Origin of the sequence: Maridesulfovibrio ferrireducens (assembly GCF_900101105.1) — a bacterium.
GTDB lineage: Bacteria > Desulfobacterota > Desulfovibrionia > Desulfovibrionales > Desulfovibrionaceae > Maridesulfovibrio > Maridesulfovibrio ferrireducens.
In genome coordinates, this window is sequence record NZ_FNGA01000002.1 from 384,180 (window position 1) to 409,862 (window position 25,683).

Here is a 25,683-nt window from a genome sequence, read left to right on the forward strand (position 1 = left end):
CTCCTTAGGCCTGATCCATTTGCAATTCTTTAGCGTTAATCTTCTGGCGATGAAAACGCCCTACTTTAGCGGCTTCATCAATAGTTTTAACCAGCTCATCCAACTCGACAGGTTTGGTCAGAAATTTAAATGCTCCCCAGCGAATACTTTCCATCGTACATAGAGGAGTTCCGTGAGCACTCAGCATTATAACTTCCACAGCAGGATACTTAGTTTTAATAAGATGTAGAGTGTCCAGCCCGTTAGGTTCCGGCATCCGAACATCAAGCACAACCACATCTACACTCGAATCATCTGCAAGGATACCGACAGCCGCTTTGCCGCTGTTAACCTGTTGCACAGTATAACCGCGTTTTGTCAGACGCCGATCTAAAGCATCGACAAAACCTTTTTCATCATCGGCCAGAAGTACATTCACGGACATTTTATTAACCTCTCATTAACAAGTTTAGTCGTAATTCTATTGTACAGCAGGAAACAGCTTAAAATCTTCGAAAAATTTCTTTTTATATTTTTCAACTTCGAAACTATTGGTCATGATCATATCAAGCTGACGTGTGTGAGTAATGAGATAACCTAAAATTTTAAGTCGTCTTTCCATACTCAAACGTTCAAGCCCCTCAAGGCGGGCATTCAAATTGTCTTCCCTGATCCTCACTCTGAAATCAAATTCATCGAGAATTTCACCGACGAACTTTGCCCGCAGAATACGACGCTCCAGATTAGCGGCTCCGCCCTTGAATTGAAAACTTGCATAATTCTCGCTTACCCGGTCGCCAAGCAAAGCTTCCACTCCGCAAAAATGAAAACCGAAACGTGATTGCAGACAACAATATCTTTCCGAAATCATGAAATAATTTTTCTGAGAAAAACGAGAAGCGCTGGTAGTATTCAGATCAGGATTAACCGTTGCTTCAAACATTACAGACAACAATCCCTTGGTATGCACAGCCGGAGGACCTTCCCATGGGACAGCCTGCATGCCTTCCCATAAAGCGCGCATGGGAGCAGAATTTATATGTTCCAGAAGAACGCATCTATCCGGTCTTTTTCTCCCTTCGGGAGCAATGCCGTCACCGAGATTAAGAATCCAGAATTGTTTCGGAACATTGCAGATAAGCTGGCGGGATGCGGCCTGAACAAATTCCTTTTTAGTACCGAACTCGAACATTTCGCGAACAGCCATCTCATGGCAATAACGCATAATGTCATGCAAAGTTTTACAGTGTGAAGGTTTGAATTTAGGTGAATCAGGATCGGTCAGATTCAGCCGCACAATATGTCTTGCAGCTTTTCTGAGTGTAGCCTGAACAGCACTCCCGCGCATAAGCCGGTGCCTTGGTTTTTCTTTGAGCAACTCGGTAATCCGGCCGTCATAAATTGCACGCCCATCCGCATCCACAGTTACAACTTGTCCTTCTTCAAAACTGGTCAAAGCACCTTTCACTCCGAACAGTGCAGGCACTCCGAATTCCCTGGATACATTGGCTAGATGTCCGGCAATACCGCCTTGCTCAGTTATCACAGCACTGCATCGACTCAGAAGTGCCGCACGACTGGGTAAAGCCTGCTTGAGAACCAAAACACTGCCATCCGGAAAATGAAGAGTATCTGCATCCTTACGCACATGAAAAATTGGTCCGCTTCCAACCCCCGGGCTGGCAGTTCTTCCGCCCGAAAGCTCTGGAATAAACACCGAACTGTTTTGCAACACTCCTTCAGGGGAATCTTCAAGCTGCATTAAAGGCCTACATTGCAAAATATAAAGATCGCCTTCTTTCGTAATTGCCCATTCAATATCCTGAGCAGGGCCGAAATGTTCCTCAATGCGAACGGCCTGTTCTGCAATGATCACGGCTTGCTCATCAGTTAAAGAAGGCTCATTTCTCCGACTGGTAAGTTGCTGTACACTGCAAACACCCTCTCCGGTATCACAGACATATTTATCTTTCTTATCTGCTATATGGTGACCGATAACCTGCATGGGAACCGTTCGACCGACCATAAATTCGTCAGCCTCCACAGAACCGTCAACAACAGCTTTCGGCAATCCCCACACGGAATAAATTGAAATATTTTCATCGCGGATATTCATAGGACTCCGCGAATATGCAACTCCGCCTGCGGCAGCTTCAACCATCATTATACAACCGACACTCATTGCAACATCCTCATCCCGGATGCCCCGATTGATGCGGTAAGCCATCGCCTGCAAAGAATATTTGGAAGCCATGACTTCTTTACAGGCTAAAATCAGAGAACTGCGATCTACATTTAAAATAGAACGATACTGGCCCGCAAAAGCGGCCCCTTCACTGTCTTCACCTAAAGCGCTTGAACGGACCGCGACCTTTACTTCTCCCCCCTGACTGGCACATAAAAAATCATATGCCTCCAAGATATCCGTCACGACATCATCCGGCAGGTCAGAATGAATAATCAACTGCATGATCTTTGATGAAACCTGAAACATAGCTTCACTATCATCAGCATCAGTAGTTTGAATCAGCCGATCGACCTCTTCCTCCAACCCTTCCTTTTTCATAAATTTGCGAAAGGAAGCAGTTGTTACAACAAAACCTGCCGGAATTTTAAGCCCGAGCTTATTTCCAGCTTCACCAAGGGTTGCCATCTTAGGCCCGCACAGATCTGCCTGATCCCGCCCTACCTCAGAAAGAGCTAGAACAAGCTCCCCTTCTCCGTTGTGTTGTCTAGATTCAAGGTGAGGTAAAATTTTTTCCTGAATGACGGAAAACTGAGCATAAAGTTTTTCATATGAACCCTGATCAAGTTCATTAAGATGTCTTATCATTTGGAAAATTGATGTAGAAATGCGAGTACATAAAGCCCGCACATAATGCATTCCGTAAGGCTGAAACCCACGAAGAGCTTCTTCAAGCTCAGCCATCAATTCGTGAGTTTCGGAGTTAGCCTGAATAAGCAACCTGAAATGATCATAGCGGGTCGCGAACGTCCGGCGTATTTCAGCCAGATCTTCTTGTGTTTTCTCGGCTTGTTTTTTCCTGAAAGGAAGCCAGTCAAAGAAGCTCATATGTTCGCAACCCGCTTATTATTAATTATTATCCAACATGGAAATTACGCTTCTTTCTTTCTACTAGACGTCATTTCCAAGCCTATTCCCTCGAACATGAAGAATATAGCATACCCCCACCACATGGTGTAAACAACGTAGAATATCAGTGAGAAAGCAATGACGCCCCATCGTTCAGAAGCTTGCTGTCCTTCAATCCCATAATAGTTGTAACCAACTTCTATGGCTCGATTAATAACATTCTTACCGATGAACGTTGCCGGAGGAAAAGCTTTCTGCTGATCCAAAGAAGCTTTCACTTCTTTCATAGTCTGCCACCAAACATACAAAGCCTGTCTGGCATCCATTCCATATTTTTCTACAAGGACTTGGCCTTTATTATGAAACATGACATCCGAATCTTCAGTTACACTAGTCATAAGCTTCCCGATATCTCCGGAAACGGCGATACCCTGCTCTGCCTTGGCAACATCGAAACCATTTTTTTCCAACAAAGTCGTAGCATATGGAATATACTTCGGCTGATCTTTAAAAATGGTTGTTTCAAAACTTTGCCCATCAAACTTTTTAATTCCTTCCATTACTTGAGGAATATAATAAGTCGAGCCCTTGGATATTGAATTAAACAGGTCATCTGAAGCATGGAATGCATTCATGCCATTAAAACTCGGGGTAAACATATAATAGAGAACGCCCAGAAAACCTATAGCAAGAGTCAGCCCCTGATAAAATGCTTTTTTATTACGTACCAACATAGCTTAGCCCTCTCTCAGTTCCTTGGTTTTGGATAGGAACGTACCTATTACCCACACTGCAAAGACTCCGATGGTCAGGAAGAATAGCCAGTTACCTATATTTGCTAGCAACCCGGACAAGTCCTGACTTATGGAAATGAACTTCATATCATTTAACTTACCCGGCATAGCAAACAGCCTGTTTACAAAACCGGCCAAAATAGCCAGAGCGTAAAAACCACGGATATATAATCCGGGAACAAGCTTGGTTACGAGTGCGCCTATCTGGATACCCAGCAGCGACCCCAGTAACATCCCCATTGCCAAAGTATAAAAGATAAAACCATAAATTGCGTACTGACTTATTGCAGCAAATCCAGCGGTAAAAATGATCTGGAAAATATCAGTACCAACAGTTGTAAAAGAACTTACGCCAAGGACGTATACAAACATTGGGAAGGTAAGAAAGCCTCCGCCAACACCCATGATCGCTGCCATAAACCCGACGACTAAACCACAGAGAGCAACAAACAGACCTGAGATTTTTTTACCACCGGGAATCAAATCTTCATCAAAAGAAATCATTGGTGGAATATTCGCAGACTGGAGCTTAGCAGGAAGTCCGCCTGTTCCGCCGCCGCCTCCGTGCGCATCACCGCCGCCTCCGGCTTTACGCAACCGCAGGAAGTCAGACATTGCATATATTCCAAGAAATCCTAGCAAAACTACATAGATAACTGAAATAAAAGCATCAGATGCAACAGGATTGGCCTCGTAGATCATACGGTTCAAAATACCGCCCCCGAGAACACCTGCTCCTGACCCCACTAGGAAGGCAACCGCCAGTCCAACTGAAACATTACCAAGTTTCTTATGTACAGCCGTTCCCATGATTGCCTTTGCAAAGATATGGAACAGATCGGTACCAACAGCCAGAATCCCTTTAATACCAGCCGACATCAAAGCAGGAGTAATGATGAAACCACCACCAGCCCCGATACAACCAGTAATCAAACCTGCACACAGCCCGATGGCTATAGAGGCCAGAAAGATACCTGTTGTATAAAAAGCGGGAGTATAGGCCTTTTTACCGCCAAGCATTTCCGGCAAATTGAGTTCATCCGCAAATGCGAGAGAAACCATCAATCCCAACGCGGTGAGTATGGCAATAAGCCAAACCTTGCGTTTGTCCCGAATAATGCTGGTGGAAACCTCCAAATCCCATCTTGCATGAGCTATGGCTGCCTCCTGCATCGCTGCATAAAATTTACGTGCGAAATTCATAAGATTACCCTTATTTTAATTTTTGCTTACCCATTTTTGACCATTGCCATTATTCTCTCCTCCTGATGCATTTTGCGTCTGAAGGCGTCCTCCAATTTGTAGTAGAGCCTCTCAAATTTCACCGGCTTCATCATATAATCGAATGCACCGAGTTCCATACCTCGAATGGCGACCTCGACACTGGCGTGCCCTGTAAGCATGATGGCTTCAATGAGCGGCCAGCGTTGCTTGATCAAACTAAGAAGTGTCAGACCGTCCATCCCGGGCATTTTAACATCGAGTAAAACAACATCCGCTTCAAAAGTTTCAAGCTTGTTCAGAGCCTCTTCTCCCGATGCGGCAAGTTCCACGGTATTTCCCCGCTTACTCAACCTTTTGCCCAGTGTGCGAAGGAAATCTCCCTCATCATCTACAAGAAGCACATTGATGGAGCACATTGCAGTTTTCTCCATTTTAACGATTAACAGCCTGATGAATTTTTTCGAGCAACTCTTCAAGATCACAAGGTTTTAAAAGATAATCAAAAGCACCGTATGACACGCCCTCTTTTGCTGCTTTCTCCGAACCGTGCCCTGTAAGCATAATTACAGGCATGTCCGGGTCCATCTTTTTGAATATCTTAAGCACCTCAATGCCATCCATGTCTTCCATCTTGAGATCCAGAATCGCGACATCAAAATCATTCTTCCTTAGAATCTGAATTGCGACGGTGCCACCGACTGCAGTAAGAATATCCAAACCGCGTTTCCCAAGACGTTTTTGTAAAACCTCGGTAAACCCCGTTTCATCATCTACAAGCAGAACCCGGATCACTTCAGTATTCATAGCAACTCCCTTTAGTCACCTCTGCGCAATTCAATATGCCTTGCTCTGGCCTCATAAATCTTAGTTTCCTGAGACTGCTTTTTCAGATAGGCATCTTTGATTTTTGCAAGAAGCTCTTCCATCTCACAAGGCTTCAACATATAATCAAATGCTCCGTTCTTCATGCCGTCAATGGCACTTTCAACCGTGGCATGTCCGGTGAGCATAATGACTTCTACCAACGGGTATTCTGTCTTAATTATTTTAAGAACATCAATTCCGTTAATACCGGGCATTTTGACATCCAGAACGACAACATCGATAGCGCCATACTTCGCAAGAGCCGCAAGCCCCTCCTGACCGTTATAAGCCGTGTAGACAGTCAGACTCCGCTTGCTAAGCCGCTTTGACATAGTGTCAACAAAGCCCTGTTCATCATCAATAAGAAGAATGGTAGCTAACATGACATAACCTCCTATTTTATTTATTTTTTACTCACAAAAAAACACTCATCAAAGCACACATCCAGAATTTGCAGACTTTTCATCCTGCTCCAATTCAAGTCCGGCTAAAGGCAATTTGAGAGTGAAAACAGTTCCCTTATCGAGAGCGGATTTCACAGTGATTTCGCCCTTCATTTTACTTATAATACCGTAGATTATGGACAACCCGAGTCCGGTCCCTTTGCCCACAGGCTTGGTAGTAAAAAAGGGATCGAAAATTCGAGAAAGATTGGATTTTGGAATGCCGCATCCCGTATCGGCAATAGACACCGCCACAACATCGTTTTCAAAGCGAGTTGCAATATCAAGCTCCCCTCCTCCGGGGTCCATTGAATCGATGGCATTATTAATGAGATTTAGAAGAACTTGCTGTAGTTCGGATGGGCTGGCGGCAACTTCCGGCAAATTATCTGCCAGACTGGTTTCAATATTAACATTGGCATACTTGGCGCGCTGTTCACACAATTCAGCCATTTCATGGATCAAATCATTTAAACAAACCCGTATAATGGTCGGATCGATCTTATGCGCAAAACTAAGCAGTTTATGAGTTATATCCTTGCAGCGCGAACCCTGACTTCGAATCTGATTCAACGCCCGCGACACTTCACGTTCATTATCGTCAACATACAGCCCTTCCTCGAGCAAATCCTGAATCCACCCGGCCTCTTCAACCATAATGGCTACGGGATTATTGATCTCGTGGGCTATTCCGGCTGCCAACTCACCAACGGAAGCGAGCTTACCGGCCTCTATAACCTGCTCATTCATCATGTCCTTTTCAAGATCAGACCGCTCCACTTTACGCGCCATCCGCTTAGACATGAGGTAAGCCATTGCAATAATAGCTATACCGCCGAGCAAGATAACTACTGCCGCAAGATTTCTGGCCTGATTAAGATCGGAAAAAGCATCACTTACATCCTGCTGATAGACCATCAGCCAGTCGCCGTTCTTGATCGAGCTGATCACAAAAATTGTCTCATGGCCGGTCGCAGGGTTTATTTCCGTACTGATGGAAGCCCGACGTCGCGCCAAACCTGAAAATTCATTCTTTCCAGCGGCCAATTCCTTCAAAAAAGGAACTTCTTTTATAAGATCTTTACGCGGCGTAGTCTGAAACTCACCACTACGATTAATAATAAAAGCCAGCCCTGTTTCACCGATGCGAATATCTTCCACCAGCTTATTGAACGTGATAAAATCAAGAGTAGTGCGCAGCACCCACTTTTCACCTTTCGACTCAATAAGAACGGCTATAATAAAATGCGGAACCCCTCGAAGACCGAGGAAGACATCACTGACGTATACTTGGCGTTCCTGTACATTCTTAAACCAGTCTGCTTCGGCATAATTCGCGCCCCGAAGATTAAACGGTCCAACATACGCAACCTGAATGCCTTTACTGTTCACCAGTCCGAGATCAACAAAATCCCCTCTATGATGACGGAGCAAAGAATTATGCAAAGCTTCAAGACGTGCTTCGCTTTTTAAATTGGCTATGCCTTCCACATCCGCCAGAACCTGTATTTCAGCTATTTTTTCTTTAAGGTAGGAATCAACGTTTTGGTCGTGTTTGAGAACAAGTTCCCGCAAATGGGCTACGACTTTGCCCTTATAAGCGACGCTGTATTGATAGCCTGCCAAAAGAGCGATAATGAGTAACGGAGTAAACGACACAAGAATAATCGTGAACATCATACTCTTCGCCAAGCCATGATAGTAATGATTAGACATAACTATTCTCCGGCTCATCATCCTCGATTAAATCCGGATAATATCGCTTCAACACGACAGAAACCATGCGAGTCAAATTTTCCGGATTACCGCTTTTCTCAACCATAGCGGCTACCTTTTGGAGAAATGGATCTTCTGACAGCTCTTCAAGGTAGCTATGCAAGATAACCGGGATATTGGGATAGTTGGTTACAAGCTGCTGTAGCAACCCACCATCCAAACCCTCAGGAGTGTTCACAGCGAGCACAACGAGATGAGTCGGGGTATCTGAATCGAGCTTCGAAAATAACTCATTCCCGTTACCTGCATCTTCTACTATAAAATTTCGTCTTGAAAATTCCCGACGCAAAAAGTCCCGCATGCGGCGGTTACGTTCTACAATGAGAATTCTGACTTCAGTCCTTTGCATCCATTCCTCCAACAGGTTTACTTCTGGAATGGTAAAGGCAATAGTTGTGCCAAGATTTCACGCAGAGCTACACACTTTCAACATATTTAATTAATTGTATATTTTAATAAACAGAGGAAGGCTAAACAAGATAAAACACACTGCAACTGTCCATTTTTTTTACAACACGAAAAAGAAGCCGTCGCCCACAGACATGGACGACGGCTTCTATTAAGCAGATATATTGGTAACTTTTTAATTAACTTTAATATGAGTTCTCAAACCATATTTATCAATCCGGGCACTCAAAGTAGGACGTGACATACCAAGCAATTTTGCTGCACGGGTCCGGTTGCCTCCGGTAATTTCCAAAGCTTCCCCGACAACAAGACGCCCTGCGTAATCCATGAGCATTTCAAACCCGTTTTCCCCGGCATGCTTTGTAAGCACCTGCCGAATTTCCGCCTTGAAAGCATCATCTGAAACATCAGAAGGAGCATGCCTGTCAGAACTGAGCCCTACAACCTGTGTAAGCTCATCCCTCGTTATAGGTGCGCCACGGTTAAAAATTAAGGCTTTCTGTATCGCGTTTGAAAGTTCACGGACATTGCCGGGCCATTCATGAGTTACAAGAAACTCTTTGCCGTCTTCTGATAATCCGGGATTGTGCATTTCCATTTCAGCACTCAAACGGTCTAAAAAATGATTAGCTAGTTCGAACACATCATCATTCCGTTCGCAAAGCTTAGGAAGTCTGATGGTCACGACATTAAGTCTGTAGTATAAATCTTCGCGAAACTCCCCATCCGCCACGGCTTTCTCAAGATCACGGTTCGTTGCCGCCAGAATACGAACATCAACCGGAATTGAACTTCCGCCGCCCAGCCTTTCCAACTGTTTCTCCTGTAATAAACGAAGAATTTTAGCCTGAATATTTAGCGGCATATCTCCGATTTCATCAAGAAAAACTGTTCCACCTGCGGCCTGCTCAATCCGTCCTGCGCGGCTCCGGTTCGCTCCGGTAAACGCGCCCTTTTCATAACCGAATAGTTCAGATTCAAGTAAAGTGTCAGGAATGGCTACACAGTTAATAATCAACAAAGGTTTTTCCTGACGGAGACTGTGCTTATAAATAGCCTGAGCCACTAACTCTTTTCCTGTGCCGGATTCCCCCCGGATAAGTACCAGCGCATCTGTTGCCGCAACCCGTCCGATAGATTTATATACCTTCTGCATCGCACGGCTGCTGCCAAGCAGTTGATTCGTTGACGATGAAACTTGTTCCCGTGTTGCCGTATGCTCTTTGCTTCGCCTAGACGTTTCCAGGGCCTGATGAATCAAGGCTAACATTTCCGGGATATCAAACGGTTTTAAAATATAATCATAGGCCCCCATTTTGGTGGCCTCGATAGCTGTTTCGGTTGTGCCGTAAGCAGTCATAATTATCACGGACATACGGGGAGCGGTTTCACGCATCTGCCGAAACGCTTCAAGACCGGTAATACCGGACATACGCATATCCATAATAACCAAATCAGGAACCGACTCGTTTACTGCCGCCACACCGGCTTCACCGGAGGAGGCTACACGCACTAAATGACCTTCCTGTTTCAAAAGCTTTTCAAAGCTCTGACGCAGTTGCGAATCATCATCTACAATTAAGATCTCAGCCATGTACTTGCTTCCTTCAGGGGTAAAGCCATCACAAAGGAAGTCCCCTGCGATTCCGAATCTTTAAGATGTAACCATCCGCCATGTTCAATCATAATGCGATTGGAAATCGATAAGCCCAGCCCAGTCCCTTCTTCCTTAGTAGAATAAAACGGCTTAAAAATATCATCCTTGAACGATGCAGGAATTCCGGGACCGTTATCCGCAACCGTTATAGTTGCCATCTTGCCGTAAGGAGCAATCGTCATAGAGTCTTCTGTGATGGATATTTTACCTCCATCAACCATTGATTCGCAGGAATTAAGAATCAAATTCATAAGAGCTTCTTTGAACTGTTCAGGGTCGGCATTCACTATGGGCAATTTTTCCCGGCGGCAAACAGTTACAACAACACCGCAAGATTCCAGCCGATGACTAAGTAAATTCAAGGTACTGTCAACCAGTTCAGACGGAGAGACAACTTGAGGACGAAGTTTAGGAGGACGGGAAAATTCCAGAAAATTTCTTATAATTGTATCCAGATGCCTGATTTCCTCGGAAATAACATCAAAATCTTCTTTTTGAATCACATCAAGATCAAGGCTGCGCTCCAGCGAAAACAGACGCATTTTCACCGAGGTCAAAGGATTACGAATGGAATGTGCCATCCCTGCTGCGAGCTTGCCCACTGTGGCCATTTTCTCCGACTGCTCAACCTGATCGCGACTATGTTGAAGCATATCGTAAGCGTTTTCAACATCATCAATTAAATTCTGCATACGTTCGGACAACGCGCCCATTTCACCTGAAAGAAGATCCGGCATCTCTTTTTCTTCCAGTCTGGATAAGCGGTAAATAGGATCAAGGATACGCTTGATGAGGATAAAACCAATCCATACAGCTAATAGAGCGGACAATGGAACGGCGACAAGAGACAAAACAGTTAATACTTTTGCCTGCTCTTTGTAATTGACTGCAGCAAGCCGAATCCGTTTTTGGTGCAGTTGCTTGTATTGCTCGCACAGATCATAAATTGACTGAAAACGGGTACGAATTTGCCGATGCAGTTTTACTCCTTCCTTATTAAGATTCTTCTTATATAAATCGATAACATCATTTCGGGAATGAATATAACGTAAATAGTCGGAGTCAATACTATTTAAAATAGTCCTTCCCTCATCCAGATAATTTGTATCTCTGGCTTTACTGAGCAAAGCTTCAAATTGCTTGTTATGTTTATCGAGGCGAACAAGCCATTGCTCGTTATGATCCAGTGAATAGTAAGTTGTAAGCCCCTGCTGAGCCATCAACTCTTTTTCAAGCCCCTGCGCGGAAAGCAAAGCGCTAATATCAGACTTTTCCATATGCTGGAAAATATCCTGCGTTGCATAAACATACCACAGCGTCATCCCGGCTACAGCTAACGTCGCAACAACAAGGCCTATCAATAACGATAATAGTTTTGCGCGCAATGAAAAACGGCGCGAACTAGAGAGTGTTTTATCAACCATAGTGTTTACACTTGTCACAAATTAATTATTTGCAATTATTGAGAACTAAAATCAGCACACAAACACAGTCAACGTCTTTCTTATAGCTTTAATATTCATAGCACTTCAAGAAGTTAATTTGCGACAGCTTCGCCACGTAAAGCAAGTTGCAGAGACTCTAATAATATTTTAGATCAACTCGCGTAGGACGGAAACCAACCGCCTATAAAAATTAAAGAGGACCAATATGCACATATGGGTTGATGCAGATGCCTGCCCCAATATTATTAAGGAAGTTTTATTCAAAACAGCCATACGGCGCGAAATTAAGATGACACTGGTTGCTAATACATCTGTCGCCACACCTTCATCGCCGCTCATAGATTCAATCAGAGTTTCAGCCGGGTTCAATGTCGCCGATGATGAAATTGCCAGACTGACAGAAGCGGGTGATCTCGTTATTACCGCAGATATCCCTTTGGCCGATAAAATAGTGACTAAAGGTGCTATCGGTTTAAATCCCAGAGGCGAGCTATACACGGTGGAGAATATCAAAGGATTATTAAGTATGCGCAACCTGATGGAAGAACTTCGTACCGGAGGTCTGGCTTCAGGCGGCCCTGCCCCTCTCGGCCCCAAGGATAAACAGAAATTTACAAACCAGCTTGATAAATTTCTGACTCAAAATCTAAAAAGTTAATAAGCATGAAAAGAACTCAAATATTATAAAGTTCCAGCTTAAACTTTTATAATCGAGCTTAGTTTCAGCAAATTAACAAAAATACCCTTATAGGTATCAAAACTTTTCACTAAAATATGGACATGACCTTTATGAGGTGTCATTGTTTTAGCTAATAATATCGCTATAACAAGACCACATTCATCTGAGGAAACCGCCATGTCCAAAACAGTCATATCGCACCTGCTCCAACGTCTGAAAGAAACCGGAATCACGGACATTTTCGGGGTTCCGGGTGACTACGCCTTCCCCGTTAATGACGCCATATGCAATGATCCGGAACTGAACTGGATAGGTTGCTGTAATGAGCTTAACGCTTCTTTTGCTGCGGACGGCTACGCCCGGATCAAGGGATGTTCGGCCCTCTGCACGACCTATGGAGTCGGCGAACTTAATGCCCTCGGCGGCATTGCCGGGGCTTACGCAGAACATCTGCCGATATTCCACATCGTGGATATGCCGAAACATTCCATTCTTGAAGGGAATAACATTATGCATCATACCCTCGGTAACGGGGAGTTTGATCTCTTCCACAAGATGGTTCAGCCCGTTGTCTGTGCAAGTTCAATCCTGACCCCCGAAAACAGTGTTTCAGAAATCGAACGGCTTATAAACGCTGCTTTAACTCAAAAGAAGCCCGTCTACATTGGGATTCCAGCTGATTTTGCACTGATGGAGATAGGTTGCTCCAAACCGCATCCAATCACTAAACAAACAAGCGACGCTGAAACTCTTGCGACAGTAATTCAAGTCATCATCGATAAAATTGATAATGCCCTATCCCCTGTTGCAGTGGTTGGAACATTAATCGGTCGTTATGATTTGCGCAGTGAAACACAGCAGATAATAGAAAAAGCGGGACTGCCTTTCACCTCCATGTTTATGGGAAAAGGAACTCTTTCAGAATCTCATCCTAATTTTATCGGAGTTTACTGCGGTGACCTTCTTGCTGAGGACGTGTGTAAAATTGTCGAAGACAGTGATCTGGTTATCAGCTTCGGAACTATCCGTTCTGATATCAACACCGGGGCTTTCACTATAAAAATAAATCCTATCGGCGAAATAAATATTCATCCTGATCATGTACATGTGGGACGCGCAACTTATGAAAATGTGCTCATACAAGATGTAATCACAGCTTTAGGGAAAAAAATAAAATCGCGGGAAATTAAAGAAAAACATCAGATCCAAGGTCTTGGAAATCCGCAAGGAGCAGCTACAGCTGAAATTACTCCTGAATCGCTATACCCTCGAATAGAAAAGTTTTTCCGCACCGGCGACATCATCATGGCTGAAACAGGCACAGCGTCTATGGGACTCATCACAGCAAAACTTCCTAACGAAACTACATTTTATAACCAGACCTTATGGGGTTCCATTGGCTGGGCAACTCCTGCGGCATTCGGAGCAGCAGTTGCAGCGCCAGACCGCAGAGTGATTCTTGTAACCGGCGAAGGAGCGCATCAACTCACGGTTCAGGAAATAAGCCAATTCGGCAGGTTCGGCCTTAAACCCGTAATACTCTGCCTGAACAATGACGGTTACCTTATCGAACGCATGCTGTGCAAAGATCCATACATATATTACAATGATTTAGCACAATGGAATTATAGCAAACTCCCTGATGCGTTCGGTATGACAGACTGGTTCACAACAAAGGTCGTAAATAATCAACAACTGGATGAGGCCTTAGATATAGCAGCAAACGCGGATAGCGGTTCTTATATTGAAATAGTGACCGACAAAATGGCCGCATCAGAGATGGCTCTTGCACTCAACCGAATTGTGCTCAAAGGCAAAGGGTGGAAAAAGTAAAATAAATTACCACTAACAGTAACTATTCTTGACAAGAGCCGATATCTATAGAATAAACTGGAAGAAACTTTCACAGCAGAAAAAGTATAAAAATTTCAAAACTTCAATGATGGCGGTTATCCTCGTCTGGAAAATGAGTCTTAATACCTCTAAAAGGAGTATACAAATGACCTCAAGAAGAAAGTTTATGGCAATGTCAGCGGCGGCAGTAGCAGGAACACTTCTGGCTGGCGGAAGCGCATCAGCGGACGACGAACTCGAGTTTCCATACAATGTAGCCTTCACCAAAAAACACCAAGGTCATTGGGAAGGTAAAGCCGGAAGCCATGTTCCCGAAATAGAAGTCACTGATACGGAAATTATTATAACCACGCCGCATCCAATGTCTGAAAGCCATTATATTGTGCGACACACTCTTGTTGATTCCAAAGGCAACCCGATTGGAGCTCACACATTTGCACCAACGGATAAATACGCTGTGTCCAGATATCCGCGCCCTTCAAAAGGAAAGAAATTTTATGCAACAAGCTTCTGTAATCTTCATGACTTATGGGTAGAAAAATTTAAAATTTAACAGGTAATGCAGGAGAATACTTAATAATGTTTTTCAAACAGATAACCACCGAAGGGCTTGGTTGCTATTCATATGTAATAGGCTGTCCCACAGCAGGACAGATGGCGATTGTTGATCCCAAACGGGATGTGCAGGAGTATCTGGATATTTCTCGTGAAGAGGGAATGAAAATTACTCATGTGATAAACACACACGTTCACGCTGACCATGTAGGCGGAGAACAGGAGCTTAAATCAATCACCGGAGCGGAGCTGTTCATACATGAAAATGCAAAGGTAGCGTACCCTCATACTCCGCTTAAAGAAGGCGATACCATCACTATAGGCAGTGCCAAACTCGAGTTTCTACATACTCCGGGACACACACCTAATGCGATATCTATTCTTATAACGGACATGATGCGCGGAACTGATCCGTGGATGATTCTTACCGGAGACCTGCTCTTTGTCGGCGACATAGGTCGCCCGGATCTACCCGGAAATGAAATTCTGGATCAGCAGGTGGAGAACCTTTACCATAGCCTTTACGTAAAACTGGGAAAACTCCCCGATTATCTGGAAGTCTTTCCGGCGCATGGACAAGGTTCCCTTTGCGGTAAGGGAATGAGCGCCAAACCCAGTACAACTCTGGGCTATGAACGACGCAACAACCCCATGCTGAAATTTGAATCTTTTGAAAAATTTAAAGAGGTGGTGCTGGAATCATTTCCGGCCCGTCCAAAATCATTCAGCCACATAATTGAAACGAACTTCAAAGGCGCGCCTCTTCTTGAAAGGTGTCCTTTGGACAAAGCCATGAACCCTGAAAGGTTCAAACAGATAATGGACAACGGCGCCACGATTATAGATGTGCGCGACGCAGCCGGATTCGGAGGATTCCATATCCCCGGCAGCATCAATATCGGTCTTGAAAAACAACTTGCGAACTGGGTAGGAATGGTCGTTGAACCAAATGCGGACTTACTATTAGTAGTCAATTCAAAACCAGACTATGACCGTATGTGCCTTGAACTGCACCGCATTGGATATGACAACATATTCGGCTACCTTCTCGGCGGCATCAGTTCGTGGCTGCTTGCCGGCTATCCTGTAAAAAGTCTTGCGCAAAAATCCACCGGGGACTTGCGGGAAGCTATGCAGGATGACCGCGAATTCCTTTTACTTGATGTTCGTACCCCAGGGGAATGGGATGCAGGACATATCAAGGGAGCAATTCATAAACCCCTTACACAGGTGCTCGAAGAAGGATTGAAGACAGACAAAGATATTCCGGTAATTGTAATGTGCGGTTCGGGATATCGCTCTAACATTGTCGGCAGCTATCTCCATAACAATGGACATAAACAAGTTTGTTCACTTGCCGGAGGAGCTTTAGCTTGGAGTCGTTCAGGAAACGAAATGGTCAAATAAAAAGACTTTAGAACAATAACAAAAAAATGCCCGACATGATTCATGCCGGGCATTTTTAATTAATCGTATCAATAATATAAAACTGAAACTTTTATGGTCTACTCAGGTTTTAATATTTCAAAAATGTCATCAATAAGTAATTCAAATTGAGGTATGAGTTCCTTAAACTGGTCAAAAGTTATCCCGAGGTTATCCCATACACCTTCACTAACCGCCCCAAGAATAGGCGAGACCCCAAGGTCATATCCTAAAGCTCTGGAAACATAATCAGCTATATGAACGACTCCGGCGTCGGGATCGTTTTTAGCTTTTTCAGGATTGTGATGACCCGCTGCCGCAACCACAAGAGTTTTCGGAAAGCTCCAATCTTTAATAATAACTCCACCAAGAATGGCATGATCAAAGCCTAACAATTTCCTTTCTGCACCATAGAGACTTTTTCCTTCTTGATTTGCTATACGCAGTAACTCAACAGCAAGACTCTTCTCGCTTTCAAAAATAACATAAAGTCCTATGTCGTGGAGAAGCCCGGAAACAAAAAATCGCTCTGGATCACCGAGGTTTGCCAAACGTGCAATTTCTTGAGCAATAATTCCGCAGGCAATCGAATGTTTCCAAAATTTTTCAAGTTCAAGAACTGAGATCTTAGATCTTTTAAACAAACTAAGCGACACTGTTCCAACAGCTAAAGACCCAGCCTGCTTAAAGCCCAAAAGAGCAACCGCTCTTGTAGGAGTATCAACCTCAGTTCTGAAACTATACATAGCACTGTTAGCAAGCCGCAAAATTGCCGCAACAAGCTTGGGGTCCATGCTTATAACTTCAGCAAGATCATTCGCAGAACTATCAGGATCATTGAGAACATTCTGAATTTGAATCAAAACCTGAGGCAAAGACGGGAGCACAACTTTCTTTTTCAAAAAATCTCTGGGACCGGCAGGCTTTGTCCCATCCCAAGATTCGACAGAAGCAAGCTGCGGCTTAGATTTATATTCATCCGGGTTGCTGATCATATCATGATAAACTCTTTTGCAAGCCAGTTCTCTAAGTAATGCTACCAGCTCAAAATCGTTATTAGACTTGCTGAACAGTTTTTCAACATACTCATCGGCAGCTTCCTTAACTTCGGCGTTAACAGGAACTTCTACTTCTGATCCAACTTTACTCTCAGCCATTTTATAAACCTTTACTCTTTGATATAATTATTCTTTATTGAGACAGTAAACTTTTAAAACTATTTACAGGACTTTGCCCACTCAATAGTTTTTTTCAAACCTTCTTCAAAAGAGACAGAAGAACTAAATCCCACTGCTGAAATTTTGCTTATATCTGCACGGGAGTGTTTAATATCTCCAGCCCTTTCAGGCTTAAAAACTATTTCAGAAGGTGCCGATGTCAGCTTGGAAACAGTCTCGGCCAACTGCAAAACTGAAATCCCGTGTCCAGTTCCTACGTTGTAAATTCCGGTAAGAGGACCACGCCCCTCAAGGTCAAGTCCGGCAGCAATTAAATAGGAATCAACAACATCAGATACATATAAAAAATCGCGAGACTGAGTGCCGTCGCCGAAGATAACCATGTTTTTTCCAGCCAGACCGAAATCAACAAATCTTGAAATCACACCGCTGTACTGACTTGTAGGGTCCTGCCTTGGCCCGAATATATTAAAGAAACGCAAAGAACATCCATACCCGCTTTTTTCGATCAGCGAAGAAGACTTATACTTCGCAACTCCATATGGACTTAAGGGCACAACCTCATCAGTCGCATATTCTTCACGGACAGGAAGCCGCCCTTCATTGCCGTATTCTGCGGCAGATCCGGCAAAAACAAAAGTTGATAACCCTAGACTTGCGGACGACTCAAGCATTCTCTTAGTCGCTTCGAAGTTAACTGCCATTGTAAGTTCAGGAACCTCAATCGAATAAGGAACACTCACTATAGCCGCCAAATGAAATATTACATCAAGCGCTGGATATGCTTCCTTTAAACTTTCAAGCAACCCTTCTTCAGCGACAGAGACTTCGTGAAATTTAAAATCAGGATGATCCAAAAAACCGCTCATATTGTGCACATATCCGGAAGATAAATTATCCACACCCACAACAGAATGACCTAGATCAAGCAATCGATGGGTAAGATGACTTCCTATAAAACCGGCACACCCTGTAACTAGACATGTTTTTTTATTCATAGAGCGGACTCCTTCATAATTTTAAATTATCGGTTGCCCAGCAAAAGTTATATATTCCAGATCCGTCACACTTTTTGAAACAAAGTAGTATGCACACAGTAAAGAGATAAAGCAGGAATAGCAGTAACCGTATCCGTAAAAAGTAAACCCTAATTTCATACTTAACAGAGTAAGGCCCGCATTACTGAATAGAAAAATCAAAGTTATCAGCAAAACCTCTTTCCGCAAATCAAAATAGAATAAAATAATCACAGCAACCGATAACATAACCTGCATTAAGGAGCCTATTAAGGCTATCTGCAAGAGTGGCTTTTGAATAGGAGAAAGCCCAACAATCTCAATGAAGTCGGAAGCCATGAACAAACATAGAAGAGTTAACGATCCCTGAACGATTAAAATCTCACGCAAGCTTTCCTTGAGCATGAGAACCATTCCTTTCTTCTCTTCTAAAATACTGGAAAGATTTTTTTTGGAAATTATTTTCGCAAAATAATCATGATAATGCTCGTAAAACTTAGTTTCAATTTTGACCAAAAAAATAGCTAATGTCGGAACAATTGTTAAATAAGCAAAAAATATCGGTCCTTCATACATATCATGGGTTCGCAGATAAGGAACCACCATTCTTGAATCAGGAGCAAACCAGAATAAAATTTTGTCTATCCATATTGCCAGATTGAAAAGCATGCCGATTAAAGCAAGTTCCCAATATTTTAAAAAATAAGACAACATCCCCCAATCCCACACCCGTCTGGCCGGAAATTCTGCCAGAAGCCTTGCCAGAAGCCAGAAATAAATAACAGCCTGCCCAAAAGTATATCCGAGTAAATACCCATTAAGACCCATCACTGGATAAAGCAGAAAGGCTGCTCCTACGCTGATCGATGTACCAATGGCGAAAGCCTGCACTATACTGCGAAAATCTTTTACGGCTGAAAGAAAAATCATGGCCAGCCATATCATTGCGACAATCAGGAAAAGGACAACAGCTATAATCTTATATGTTATAGTTAGTTCAAAGGTCCAAAGCCCTCCAATCCCGATAATAGAACCGACAATAAGCACAAGAATAGAACTTGAAAAAAAAGCTGTGAGTGTAATCCGTTCTTCACCCAGATAAAATTTATCCGCAAGATAACGGGTTACTACAAGCTGAATATATCCTACGTAAACCAGCGTAAAAGCATAAACATAAACAATAGTTGTCCTGAAAATTTCCTGATCGAGACGAGAAAAACCGGAATATGAATACAACCCGAGAATAGATAAACAAAGAACACTCATAAGCCACGGCCCGGATGAAACCATCGCAGCATACAGGTAGGCCGACATTTCAGACAAATAACTGTCTTTGCCCAGCATTCTTCTTAATTCAAATCCTATTCCAGCCATCAGTTACTCCAGGTCTTCCATCTTCATATACTTATGATAAATCTTCAAATATGTTTCGTTCAAATCAGATTCTTTATAGAAAGTTTTTACCCGCTCAATGCCCGCCAATGACATTTTCTTTCTTAGGACAGGTTTTTGTAAAATAGTCAGAATAGCTTCCCCTGTCCCAATCGGATCTGCAACTTTTGTTACTATCCCTGAAGGCCCGAGAGCCTTATCGGCGACGGTCCGTCCTTCGATCAACTCCCGGCATGAACCGACATCAGATGCTACTGCCGGCACTCCAGCGCAATTGGCTTCCATTATTACAAGCGGCTGAGCTTCACTTATGCTTGTCAGTACAATTGCATCAAGTTTAGGCAGATAGTCTGTAACTTTAACCTTACCGGTAAATTCAATTACATCTTCAATATGAAGCAGTTTTACTAAGTTAAGACATTCTTCGTAATACTCTTCGTCTTCCTCGGTCGGCCCCATTATATATACTTTAAACTTCTCGACTTTAAGAGCAACGATCTTGCAAGCCCTGAGAAAAGTCTTAACATCCTTAATAGGCACAACCCTGCCTACAAAACCAATGGCGAACTCTGTCTGTCCTTTGTAATCATGATCTTCCGGCTTTAATCCAAGAAAATTATCAAGACTGATTCCATTAGGAATTATCTTGATTTTGGCAGGATCAGCCCCTTCAAGAATTTCAAGTTGCTTATTACCCTCGTAAAGAGTGTATATTTCTGAAGAATAATCGTAACAAATTTTTCCAAGTTGTTCGAACATGCGAATCCAAAAAGTTTGAATTGCTCCGAGCTTGCTGTCCACTCGAAATCTTTCATCTTTCTTGTGATAAATCCATTCAGCCTGCGAAATTTCTATTTTACGTTCTTTCACGTAAATTCCATGCTCGGTAAGCAACAGAGGGCGACCGGTTGTAACTCTGGCTATAACGCCTAAAAGCCCAGCATAACCTGTTGATATAGTGTGATAAACTCTTGCTTTAGGAAGTTCTAACGGAAGCATTTTAAAAATAGGAAGATGTGTAAAACGATATGTCCAGAAATAGTCGATAAAAGACTCTTTATTCATATCAGGTTTATATCTCTCAACAAGTAAATCCCAAGCTTTTTTACCATGCATCAACTCACTGAGCGGATATTTATCCTCACGAAATAGATCAACAATTTCCGTCATAAAACCGATATCATACTTATCAAGACTATAATGGAATTTCCTCATCTTCTGAATATTTTTTTTGGAAATACTCTTAAACGGGCTTTTTTTATTATCAATCGGATCATGAAGGTAAATAACTTTAAGGTCTACGAAGTTATCAGGAACTTCATATTTATACTCTGCTTTTTCCTTAGATGTTGCCAAAATACAGATTGCTGTAAAAGTCAGCTCGGGCATTCCCTTAATTAAATTATGAATCCAGCTTGATACTCCGCCGGAAACAAATGGATAAGTCCCCTCAAGAAGTAGACAAACGTCATATTCTTTTTCATTTTTATCATATTCATTATTCATATGCAGACTCTCCATCCATCCAAAAATCATACACAACTTTTTTAAATGGATCAGCAGATTCTAAAACCGGTTTCGCCCGCAGATTCTCAACTTCATGGAACAACGCAATAAAATTACCCATCTCAAAATAAGCTCTGCACATCCCCAAACGGGATTCAAGTTCAAGCGTTGGATTATTCCTAGTGCCTTTATATATTTCAACAGCCTCAGAAAACCTCCGGCTCTCAATATAAATTTCTGCCAGCCTCATTAGATAGTCTGTATTCTCAGGAACCATTTCAGAAGCAACCTTCCAGTGATCACAAGAAAACTTCATTGATTGTTCTTGAATATTGATTTCAGGAAGACCGCTTTGAGCATAATTTCTATAGACGGACCCAAGCTCTGCGTAAGATTGTGCACTACCATATTTTTTAGTGCGAATCTCAGCTTTATCCAATGACTGAGCATAATCTTCTTCCAACCGGGCAAGAGCAGTATGCGCGTAAAAACGGACTTCTGCATTTTCATCTGACAGACTTTTTCTAAGTAATGAAACAGCCTCTGACGAACCAATCCGCCTGAGCAGATTGACAGCGCCGCGTTTCATTTGGATATCATCCCCGGCAAGAATATCCGCAATAGGATGAATATCCAACTCTTCATACAAAAAAACATTGATATCTTCGGGAAGATCAACATCTATACCGCTTCCCTCAAAAGCTTTTTCTTTATACTCCTCGGCAAGACCGTGACTTGTCATAAAAATTCTGGACATGAACAAAGTCATTGAAATACCCAAAAGTCCGATACCGGGCATGAAAAAAGTAAAAAGAGCTGCCAAGCGAGGATAATAATATCCGACCCCCGGCAAAGCTCTGGGCTTCGGCCTCGTAATAAAAAAAGATAATGCTGCAAAAATATGAGCCAAAACCGCAGCGTAGACAAAATAGGAAGATTCAGACCTGTTCACATAAAACCAGAACGCACCAATTTCAAACAAGTATGCAAATAAAAAGGCGGCAGCGAACCAAAGCCGCGCTGAAAGGATTATTTTACTCCGTGAATAAAACACTGACGACATCCTCTTCTACGGCTTTAACCATGTCCATAGGATCTTCCATACCCATAGAGTAGCCAGACACTCCGGCACGAATCTCAACCAGACTTTCATCGGACTCAAATGCCATCATACTTAATGCTCTAAACGCATTCAAAATATTCTTAACGACAACCCTTGCACCTGCCGCCGGAGTTGTCGGCAAGACCAGAAAAAAAGAACCGGGCTTATCATTCAAAAACAAAATATCAATTTCGCGAATCTGATTTTTCAAAATCATACTGAAAGCCATCAAAACTTCTTCTCTACCATCATCCGAAGCATTTTCCATACTTGGAAATTCCAATAAAATCAGTGATAAATCCAGTTCATACCTGCGGGATCTGACAAACTCCTCACGCAATCTCTTTTTGAAATAATCATACGTATAAGCATCAATCAATTCATCTGCGATAAGCTTATCTTTAGTCTCTTGAAATACTGTCGCGTTTTCCATACTGCTTCCGCACCAGTCGGCAACAAGTCCGGCAACTCGCACTGAATCACTGTTAAATTTCATAAACGGCATTTTTTCGACATTCAGGACGCCGATAACATGTTTTTGATTATCTGCTAAAATCGGCGCGGAAATAATTATACCGCTCGGCATGCTTTCAGAATCTGCCACTTCTTTAATCGAAACAGTTTTTTTATCTTCAGCTGCCAATCCCATTAAACCTTCATAATAAGGAATTTTGTCAGGTAGCGAACTTTTCCCATGCCTTATCGCGGTATTCAGCTTAAATTCATCACCCTCGAGGGTATAAATGGAACAATCTTCGACACTCATGAATTCTATAAGAATCTCAAGAACCGCAGGAAAAATACTTTCCTGACTCAAAGTACGAAGACCTTGCGCAGCCTCATACAAAGTTCCCAAGGTGTTTTCCTGAGAAATAATTCTGGTATCAATTTCCTGCTTTGCTTCACTTAAGACATCAAATTTTATTTTTATTTTATTGAAGGCTTCTTTATAGGCATCGCGCTCTTCACTTAACGAACTATATTCTTTGATATTAAGTTCCCGCATTTCGCCAATCACAACACCCACAATAAAAAACAAAGCAGGCTTTCCCCACATAGAAAGACTTTTAAATTCAACAAGAGCAAGATCCGGAATTGAAAGCAATACAAATCCAAAATAGGCTACTGCTGTGATAAATCCTGCAAATGCACCGCCACCGAACCCATAACGGGAAGCGGTAAGCAACACGATAATCCAATAGGGATGAGGGGACACGTTAATAAAACCTAGATCAGAGCGAAAAAAAATCAAATTAATAACAGTAAGTGCAATTACCCCTGTTAACACTTCAAAATACTTTGAGAGCTTATATTTTTTTACGACAGCATGAACCTTAAGCATTATTTGCAACCCGCTGAATAAATAATATTAGAAAACATAACTGATGCCACCAGTAATAGCCTGACTTTCGCCACCGCCAGCTAACCCGGAATCACTGCTATACTCATACCCTGTGTTAAATTCCCATCTCTCGCCAAGTCTCACAATAAAATTCGGAGAAACGAAGTAACTCGGAGAACTTTTAAACTCATCCTGCCTTATACCTCCGGCGACCTGAACACCTATGGTCTCACAAAACCACTTACTGAAACTTGTGCTCAAAGTATGAATACTCTCATTTTGTACCAATGTGATCGGGGTATAATTTTCATCTTCGTATTTAAAATGTGACCGATAGTATGAATAGGATACGTACAGTTCCGGATTATTCAAAAGCTTTCTTGTTAAAATAACATTATAAATACCTTTGGTTCCATACAACCTGTCATTATCCACAACATACTGGCGGACCTGTCCGTTCATAAACAATCCCCAAGTATCGTTGTAGAACCCGTCATACGTCAGCGAAACCTGATTATAGCGACCTTTATAGTTTGCTGCGGAAGGCTCATCAATCCACGGATTATTATAATCAACCATAAATGAAACAGGACCGGAATCGTGAACCAACCAGTCAAAACCAAGCGCTCCGGTAACCCCTTCTGCTGTCCCCTCAAAAGCACCGATACCTAAAATTCCGGTAAATTTACGTGAAAAATCTCTGCGAAACAAAAAGGCCGCGCGGTTGATTGTTTTATCAACCTTCTCGATGCCATCTCCTTCAGGACGATAAATCTGCGCAAAATCATAAATAAATTCGCCCCGCGTCAGGCTGTCTAGCTGCATAGAAAAATTCGTCTTCATTGAAGTTGTAATTGTGTCATTGGTCTGCAAATAAACTCGCGGAGTGAGGGTTAAGCGAGGTCTGCGCCGCTTTAGAAGACCGGACAAAGCGCGACGCGCATCAACATTATTAGGCTCGCGGTCAATCAATTCTGAAAAACTCTCGATAGCTCCAAGCCAGTCTCCGCCTTCCTGACGCCCATATGCACTGGAAGACAACGCATCAGTATCTCCGGGGCGCAGTTGTAAAATATAATTAAGGGATGCCTGTTGCTGAGCATAATCCCCTGTCAGCAATTTAAGCCGCGCAGTTTGACGCAAAGCCCCTGCGGCGACAGGGTCATCTTCAAGCCAGCCTTGAAGCAGACTGCTGGCGTTATTATATTCTTCATTATCAATAAGGGTAGAAATGTACTCTTCGCGCAAATCCATATCTTCAGGATAAATTTTAACAAGCTTCTCATACAATCTGATTCCATCGTCTACATAGCCGCGACGGACCATTATGCGCGCCAAAATAACTTCACGCTGACGCTGAGAAACGGCCCGCAACACATCATCCTGATCAATTTCATAAAAGAATTCTTCTGTCCCGCCCTTCAAATCTTCTGGAATATTCCCAACCACCGGATCAGTTTTAACGATCTTAGCTCTGACAGGATCACTTACGAATGTTTTATCAGGTCTTAGAGGCAAAGGAGTATCAGGTGAGGTGGCCTTTCTTGCAGCGAGAAACCCTAAATTCATACTCTTAATCTGATAATCGAGATTCATCTTTTTCTTAAAAGAACGTCCGGAAGCTTTAGCTTGACTGCGTGTGGGATAATCTCCGATCTGAACAATATTCCACAAACGATATTTTGAATCAAAAAGCCTGACCATTACAGGCTTAAATCCTAGCTTTTGAAGATATGAATAAAAATTCCAAGCATTCTCTGCGCTCAAAAAAGATGAGATTCGAACGGTCCACACTCTATTAGAACCGTATTTTTTTACAAAAGGACTACTTTGAGTTACGGGCGTCGATGACACAACTCTCTCTTCAGCTTGAAGAAAAGATGATAAGATTAACAGTTGCAAACATGCTACTGCCAAAATAAAAAATTTTAAGTCACTGACCTTTTTCAA

At 42.7% G+C, this 25,683-nt stretch carries 22 protein-coding genes; 4 read left to right on the forward strand and 18 right to left on the reverse strand.

The features are described from left to right. Positions 1-4: 4 nt before the first annotated feature. The 11 genes from BLT41_RS06500 to BLT41_RS06550 form a co-directional block, all read right to left on the reverse strand. Entirely contained in the window at positions 5-424 is a 420-nt protein-coding gene (locus tag BLT41_RS06500) for a response regulator (protein WP_092159479.1), read from the reverse strand. 36 nt (positions 425-460) lie between these two features. Next, positions 461-3,052: a PEP/pyruvate-binding domain-containing protein gene (locus BLT41_RS06505; RefSeq protein ID WP_092159481.1), complete on the reverse strand. Its 2,592-nt coding sequence runs from the start codon at positions 3,050-3,052 to the stop codon at positions 461-463. Between the two features lie 44 nt (positions 3,053-3,096). Further along, entirely contained in the window at positions 3,097-3,807 is a 711-nt protein-coding gene (locus tag BLT41_RS06510) for a hypothetical protein (RefSeq protein WP_092159483.1), read from the reverse strand. A gap of 3 nt (positions 3,808-3,810) precedes the next feature. Then, a complete protein-coding gene (locus BLT41_RS06515) occupies positions 3,811-5,070 on the reverse strand; it encodes a sulfite exporter TauE/SafE family protein (protein WP_092159485.1) in 1,260 nt (419 codons plus the stop codon). A gap of 26 nt (positions 5,071-5,096) precedes the next feature. Then, positions 5,097-5,507: a response regulator gene (locus tag BLT41_RS06520; protein WP_092159486.1), complete on the reverse strand. Its 411-nt coding sequence runs from the start codon at positions 5,505-5,507 to the stop codon at positions 5,097-5,099. Between the two features lie 16 nt (positions 5,508-5,523). Then, positions 5,524-5,895, reverse strand: coding sequence for a response regulator (locus BLT41_RS06525; protein WP_092159487.1), 372 nt, complete (start codon positions 5,893-5,895; stop codon positions 5,524-5,526). A gap of 11 nt (positions 5,896-5,906) precedes the next feature. After that, the gene (locus tag BLT41_RS06530) at positions 5,907-6,338 is read right to left on the reverse strand and encodes a response regulator (protein WP_092159488.1); all 432 of its coding nucleotides are present in this window, start codon (positions 6,336-6,338) and stop codon (positions 5,907-5,909) included. Between the two features lie 48 nt (positions 6,339-6,386). Next, a complete protein-coding gene (locus BLT41_RS06535) occupies positions 6,387-8,114 on the reverse strand; it encodes a sensor histidine kinase (RefSeq protein WP_092159489.1) in 1,728 nt (575 codons plus the stop codon). Further along, entirely contained in the window at positions 8,107-8,523 is a 417-nt protein-coding gene (locus BLT41_RS06540) for a response regulator (protein WP_092159490.1), read from the reverse strand. The genes BLT41_RS06535 and BLT41_RS06540 overlap by 8 nt, the downstream gene beginning before the upstream one ends. 234 nt (positions 8,524-8,757) lie before the next feature. Next, on the reverse strand, positions 8,758-10,176 hold the full coding sequence (locus BLT41_RS06545; protein ID WP_092159491.1) for a sigma-54-dependent transcriptional regulator: 1,419 nt from the start codon (positions 10,174-10,176) through the stop codon (positions 8,758-8,760). Next, positions 10,161-11,663: an ATP-binding protein gene (locus BLT41_RS06550; protein ID WP_092159492.1), complete on the reverse strand. Its 1,503-nt coding sequence runs from the start codon at positions 11,661-11,663 to the stop codon at positions 10,161-10,163. The genes BLT41_RS06545 and BLT41_RS06550 overlap by 16 nt, the downstream gene beginning before the upstream one ends. Positions 11,664-11,889: 226 nt before the next feature. Here BLT41_RS06550 and BLT41_RS06555 point away from each other — a divergent pair, with 226 nt between their 5' ends. The 4 genes from BLT41_RS06555 (at position 11,890) to BLT41_RS06570 (ending at position 16,179) form a co-directional block, all read left to right on the forward strand. Then, positions 11,890-12,342: a YaiI/YqxD family protein gene (locus BLT41_RS06555; RefSeq protein ID WP_092159493.1), complete on the forward strand. Its 453-nt coding sequence runs from the start codon at positions 11,890-11,892 to the stop codon at positions 12,340-12,342. Positions 12,343-12,540: 198 nt separating this feature from the next. Beyond that, positions 12,541-14,196, forward strand: a complete 1,656-nt coding sequence (locus tag BLT41_RS06560; protein WP_092159494.1) for an alpha-keto acid decarboxylase family protein — start codon at positions 12,541-12,543, stop codon at positions 14,194-14,196. Positions 14,197-14,362: 166 nt separating this feature from the next. Then, on the forward strand, positions 14,363-14,770 hold the full coding sequence (locus BLT41_RS06565) for a desulfoferrodoxin family protein (RefSeq protein WP_092159495.1): 408 nt from the start codon (positions 14,363-14,365) through the stop codon (positions 14,768-14,770). Between the two features lie 26 nt (positions 14,771-14,796). Beyond that, on the forward strand, positions 14,797-16,179 hold the full coding sequence (locus BLT41_RS06570; RefSeq protein WP_092159496.1) for an MBL fold metallo-hydrolase: 1,383 nt from the start codon (positions 14,797-14,799) through the stop codon (positions 16,177-16,179). Positions 16,180-16,277: 98 nt separating this feature from the next. Here BLT41_RS06570 and BLT41_RS06575 read toward each other — a convergent pair whose 3' ends face one another. The 7 genes from BLT41_RS06575 to BLT41_RS06605 all read right to left on the reverse strand — a co-directional run bounded on the left by BLT41_RS06575 (position 16,278) and on the right by BLT41_RS06605 (position 25,587). Then, positions 16,278-17,354: an HDOD domain-containing protein gene (locus BLT41_RS06575; protein WP_092159497.1), complete on the reverse strand. Its 1,077-nt coding sequence runs from the start codon at positions 17,352-17,354 to the stop codon at positions 16,278-16,280. A 59-nt stretch (positions 17,355-17,413) separates the two neighbouring features. Next, positions 17,414-18,373: an NAD-dependent epimerase/dehydratase family protein gene (locus BLT41_RS06580; RefSeq protein ID WP_092159499.1), complete on the reverse strand. Its 960-nt coding sequence runs from the start codon at positions 18,371-18,373 to the stop codon at positions 17,414-17,416. Between the two features lie 21 nt (positions 18,374-18,394). Continuing rightward, on the reverse strand, positions 18,395-19,765 hold the full coding sequence (gene pelG, locus BLT41_RS06585; protein WP_092159501.1) for an exopolysaccharide Pel transporter PelG: 1,371 nt from the start codon (positions 19,763-19,765) through the stop codon (positions 18,395-18,397). 3 nt (positions 19,766-19,768) lie between these two features. Then, complete coding sequence (gene pelF / locus BLT41_RS06590; RefSeq protein WP_092159502.1) at positions 19,769-21,289, reverse strand: GT4 family glycosyltransferase PelF; 1,521 nt, start codon at positions 21,287-21,289, stop codon at positions 19,769-19,771. Beyond that, the gene (locus BLT41_RS06595; RefSeq protein ID WP_092159503.1) at positions 21,282-22,343 is read right to left on the reverse strand and encodes a HEAT repeat domain-containing protein; all 1,062 of its coding nucleotides are present in this window, start codon (positions 22,341-22,343) and stop codon (positions 21,282-21,284) included. The genes pelF and BLT41_RS06595 overlap by 8 nt, the downstream gene beginning before the upstream one ends. Continuing rightward, entirely contained in the window at positions 22,324-23,607 is a 1,284-nt protein-coding gene (locus BLT41_RS06600; RefSeq protein WP_244512208.1) for a GAF domain-containing protein, read from the reverse strand. The genes BLT41_RS06595 and BLT41_RS06600 overlap by 20 nt, the downstream gene beginning before the upstream one ends. Positions 23,608-23,760: 153 nt before the next feature. Continuing rightward, a complete protein-coding gene (locus BLT41_RS06605) occupies positions 23,761-25,587 on the reverse strand; it encodes an SPOR domain-containing protein (RefSeq protein ID WP_092160347.1) in 1,827 nt (608 codons plus the stop codon). Between the last annotated feature and the right edge of the window lie 96 nt (positions 25,588-25,683).

What these genes read in the sequence shown, in the direction of transcription:
- BLT41_RS06565 (WP_092159495.1), top strand. Translation starts at nt 14,363, where the DNA reads ATGACCTCAAGAAGAAAGTTTATGGCAATGTCAGCGGCGGCAGTAGCA.
- pelF (WP_092159502.1), bottom strand. Translation starts at nt 21,289, where the DNA reads ATGAATAATGAATATGATAAAAATGAAAAAGAATATGACGTTTGTCTA.
- pelG (WP_092159501.1), bottom strand. Translation starts at nt 19,765, where the DNA reads ATGGCTGGAATAGGATTTGAATTAAGAAGAATGCTGGGCAAAGACAGT.
- BLT41_RS06560 (WP_092159494.1), top strand. Translation starts at nt 12,541, where the DNA reads ATGTCCAAAACAGTCATATCGCACCTGCTCCAACGTCTGAAAGAAACC.
- BLT41_RS06540 (WP_092159490.1), bottom strand. Translation starts at nt 8,523, where the DNA reads ATGCAAAGGACTGAAGTCAGAATTCTCATTGTAGAACGTAACCGCCGC.
- BLT41_RS06515 (WP_092159485.1), bottom strand. Translation starts at nt 5,070, where the DNA reads ATGAATTTCGCACGTAAATTTTATGCAGCGATGCAGGAGGCAGCCATA.
- BLT41_RS06535 (WP_092159489.1), bottom strand. Translation starts at nt 8,114, where the DNA reads ATGTCTAATCATTACTATCATGGCTTGGCGAAGAGTATGATGTTCACG.
- BLT41_RS06545 (WP_092159491.1), bottom strand. Translation starts at nt 10,176, where the DNA reads ATGGCTGAGATCTTAATTGTAGATGATGATTCGCAACTGCGTCAGAGC.
- BLT41_RS06505 (WP_092159481.1), bottom strand. Translation starts at nt 3,052, where the DNA reads ATGAGCTTCTTTGACTGGCTTCCTTTCAGGAAAAAACAAGCCGAGAAA.
- BLT41_RS06555 (WP_092159493.1), top strand. Translation starts at nt 11,890, where the DNA reads ATGCACATATGGGTTGATGCAGATGCCTGCCCCAATATTATTAAGGAA.
- BLT41_RS06550 (WP_092159492.1), bottom strand. Translation starts at nt 11,663, where the DNA reads ATGGTTGATAAAACACTCTCTAGTTCGCGCCGTTTTTCATTGCGCGCA.
- BLT41_RS06510 (WP_092159483.1), bottom strand. Translation starts at nt 3,807, where the DNA reads ATGTTGGTACGTAATAAAAAAGCATTTTATCAGGGGCTGACTCTTGCT.
- BLT41_RS06525 (WP_092159487.1), bottom strand. Translation starts at nt 5,895, where the DNA reads ATGAATACTGAAGTGATCCGGGTTCTGCTTGTAGATGATGAAACGGGG.
- BLT41_RS06530 (WP_092159488.1), bottom strand. Translation starts at nt 6,338, where the DNA reads ATGTTAGCTACCATTCTTCTTATTGATGATGAACAGGGCTTTGTTGAC.
- BLT41_RS06575 (WP_092159497.1), bottom strand. Translation starts at nt 17,354, where the DNA reads ATGGCTGAGAGTAAAGTTGGATCAGAAGTAGAAGTTCCTGTTAACGCC.
- BLT41_RS06570 (WP_092159496.1), top strand. Translation starts at nt 14,797, where the DNA reads ATGTTTTTCAAACAGATAACCACCGAAGGGCTTGGTTGCTATTCATAT.
- BLT41_RS06580 (WP_092159499.1), bottom strand. Translation starts at nt 18,373, where the DNA reads ATGAATAAAAAAACATGTCTAGTTACAGGGTGTGCCGGTTTTATAGGA.
- BLT41_RS06520 (WP_092159486.1), bottom strand. Translation starts at nt 5,507, where the DNA reads ATGTGCTCCATCAATGTGCTTCTTGTAGATGATGAGGGAGATTTCCTT.
- BLT41_RS06500 (WP_092159479.1), bottom strand. Translation starts at nt 424, where the DNA reads ATGTCCGTGAATGTACTTCTGGCCGATGATGAAAAAGGTTTTGTCGAT.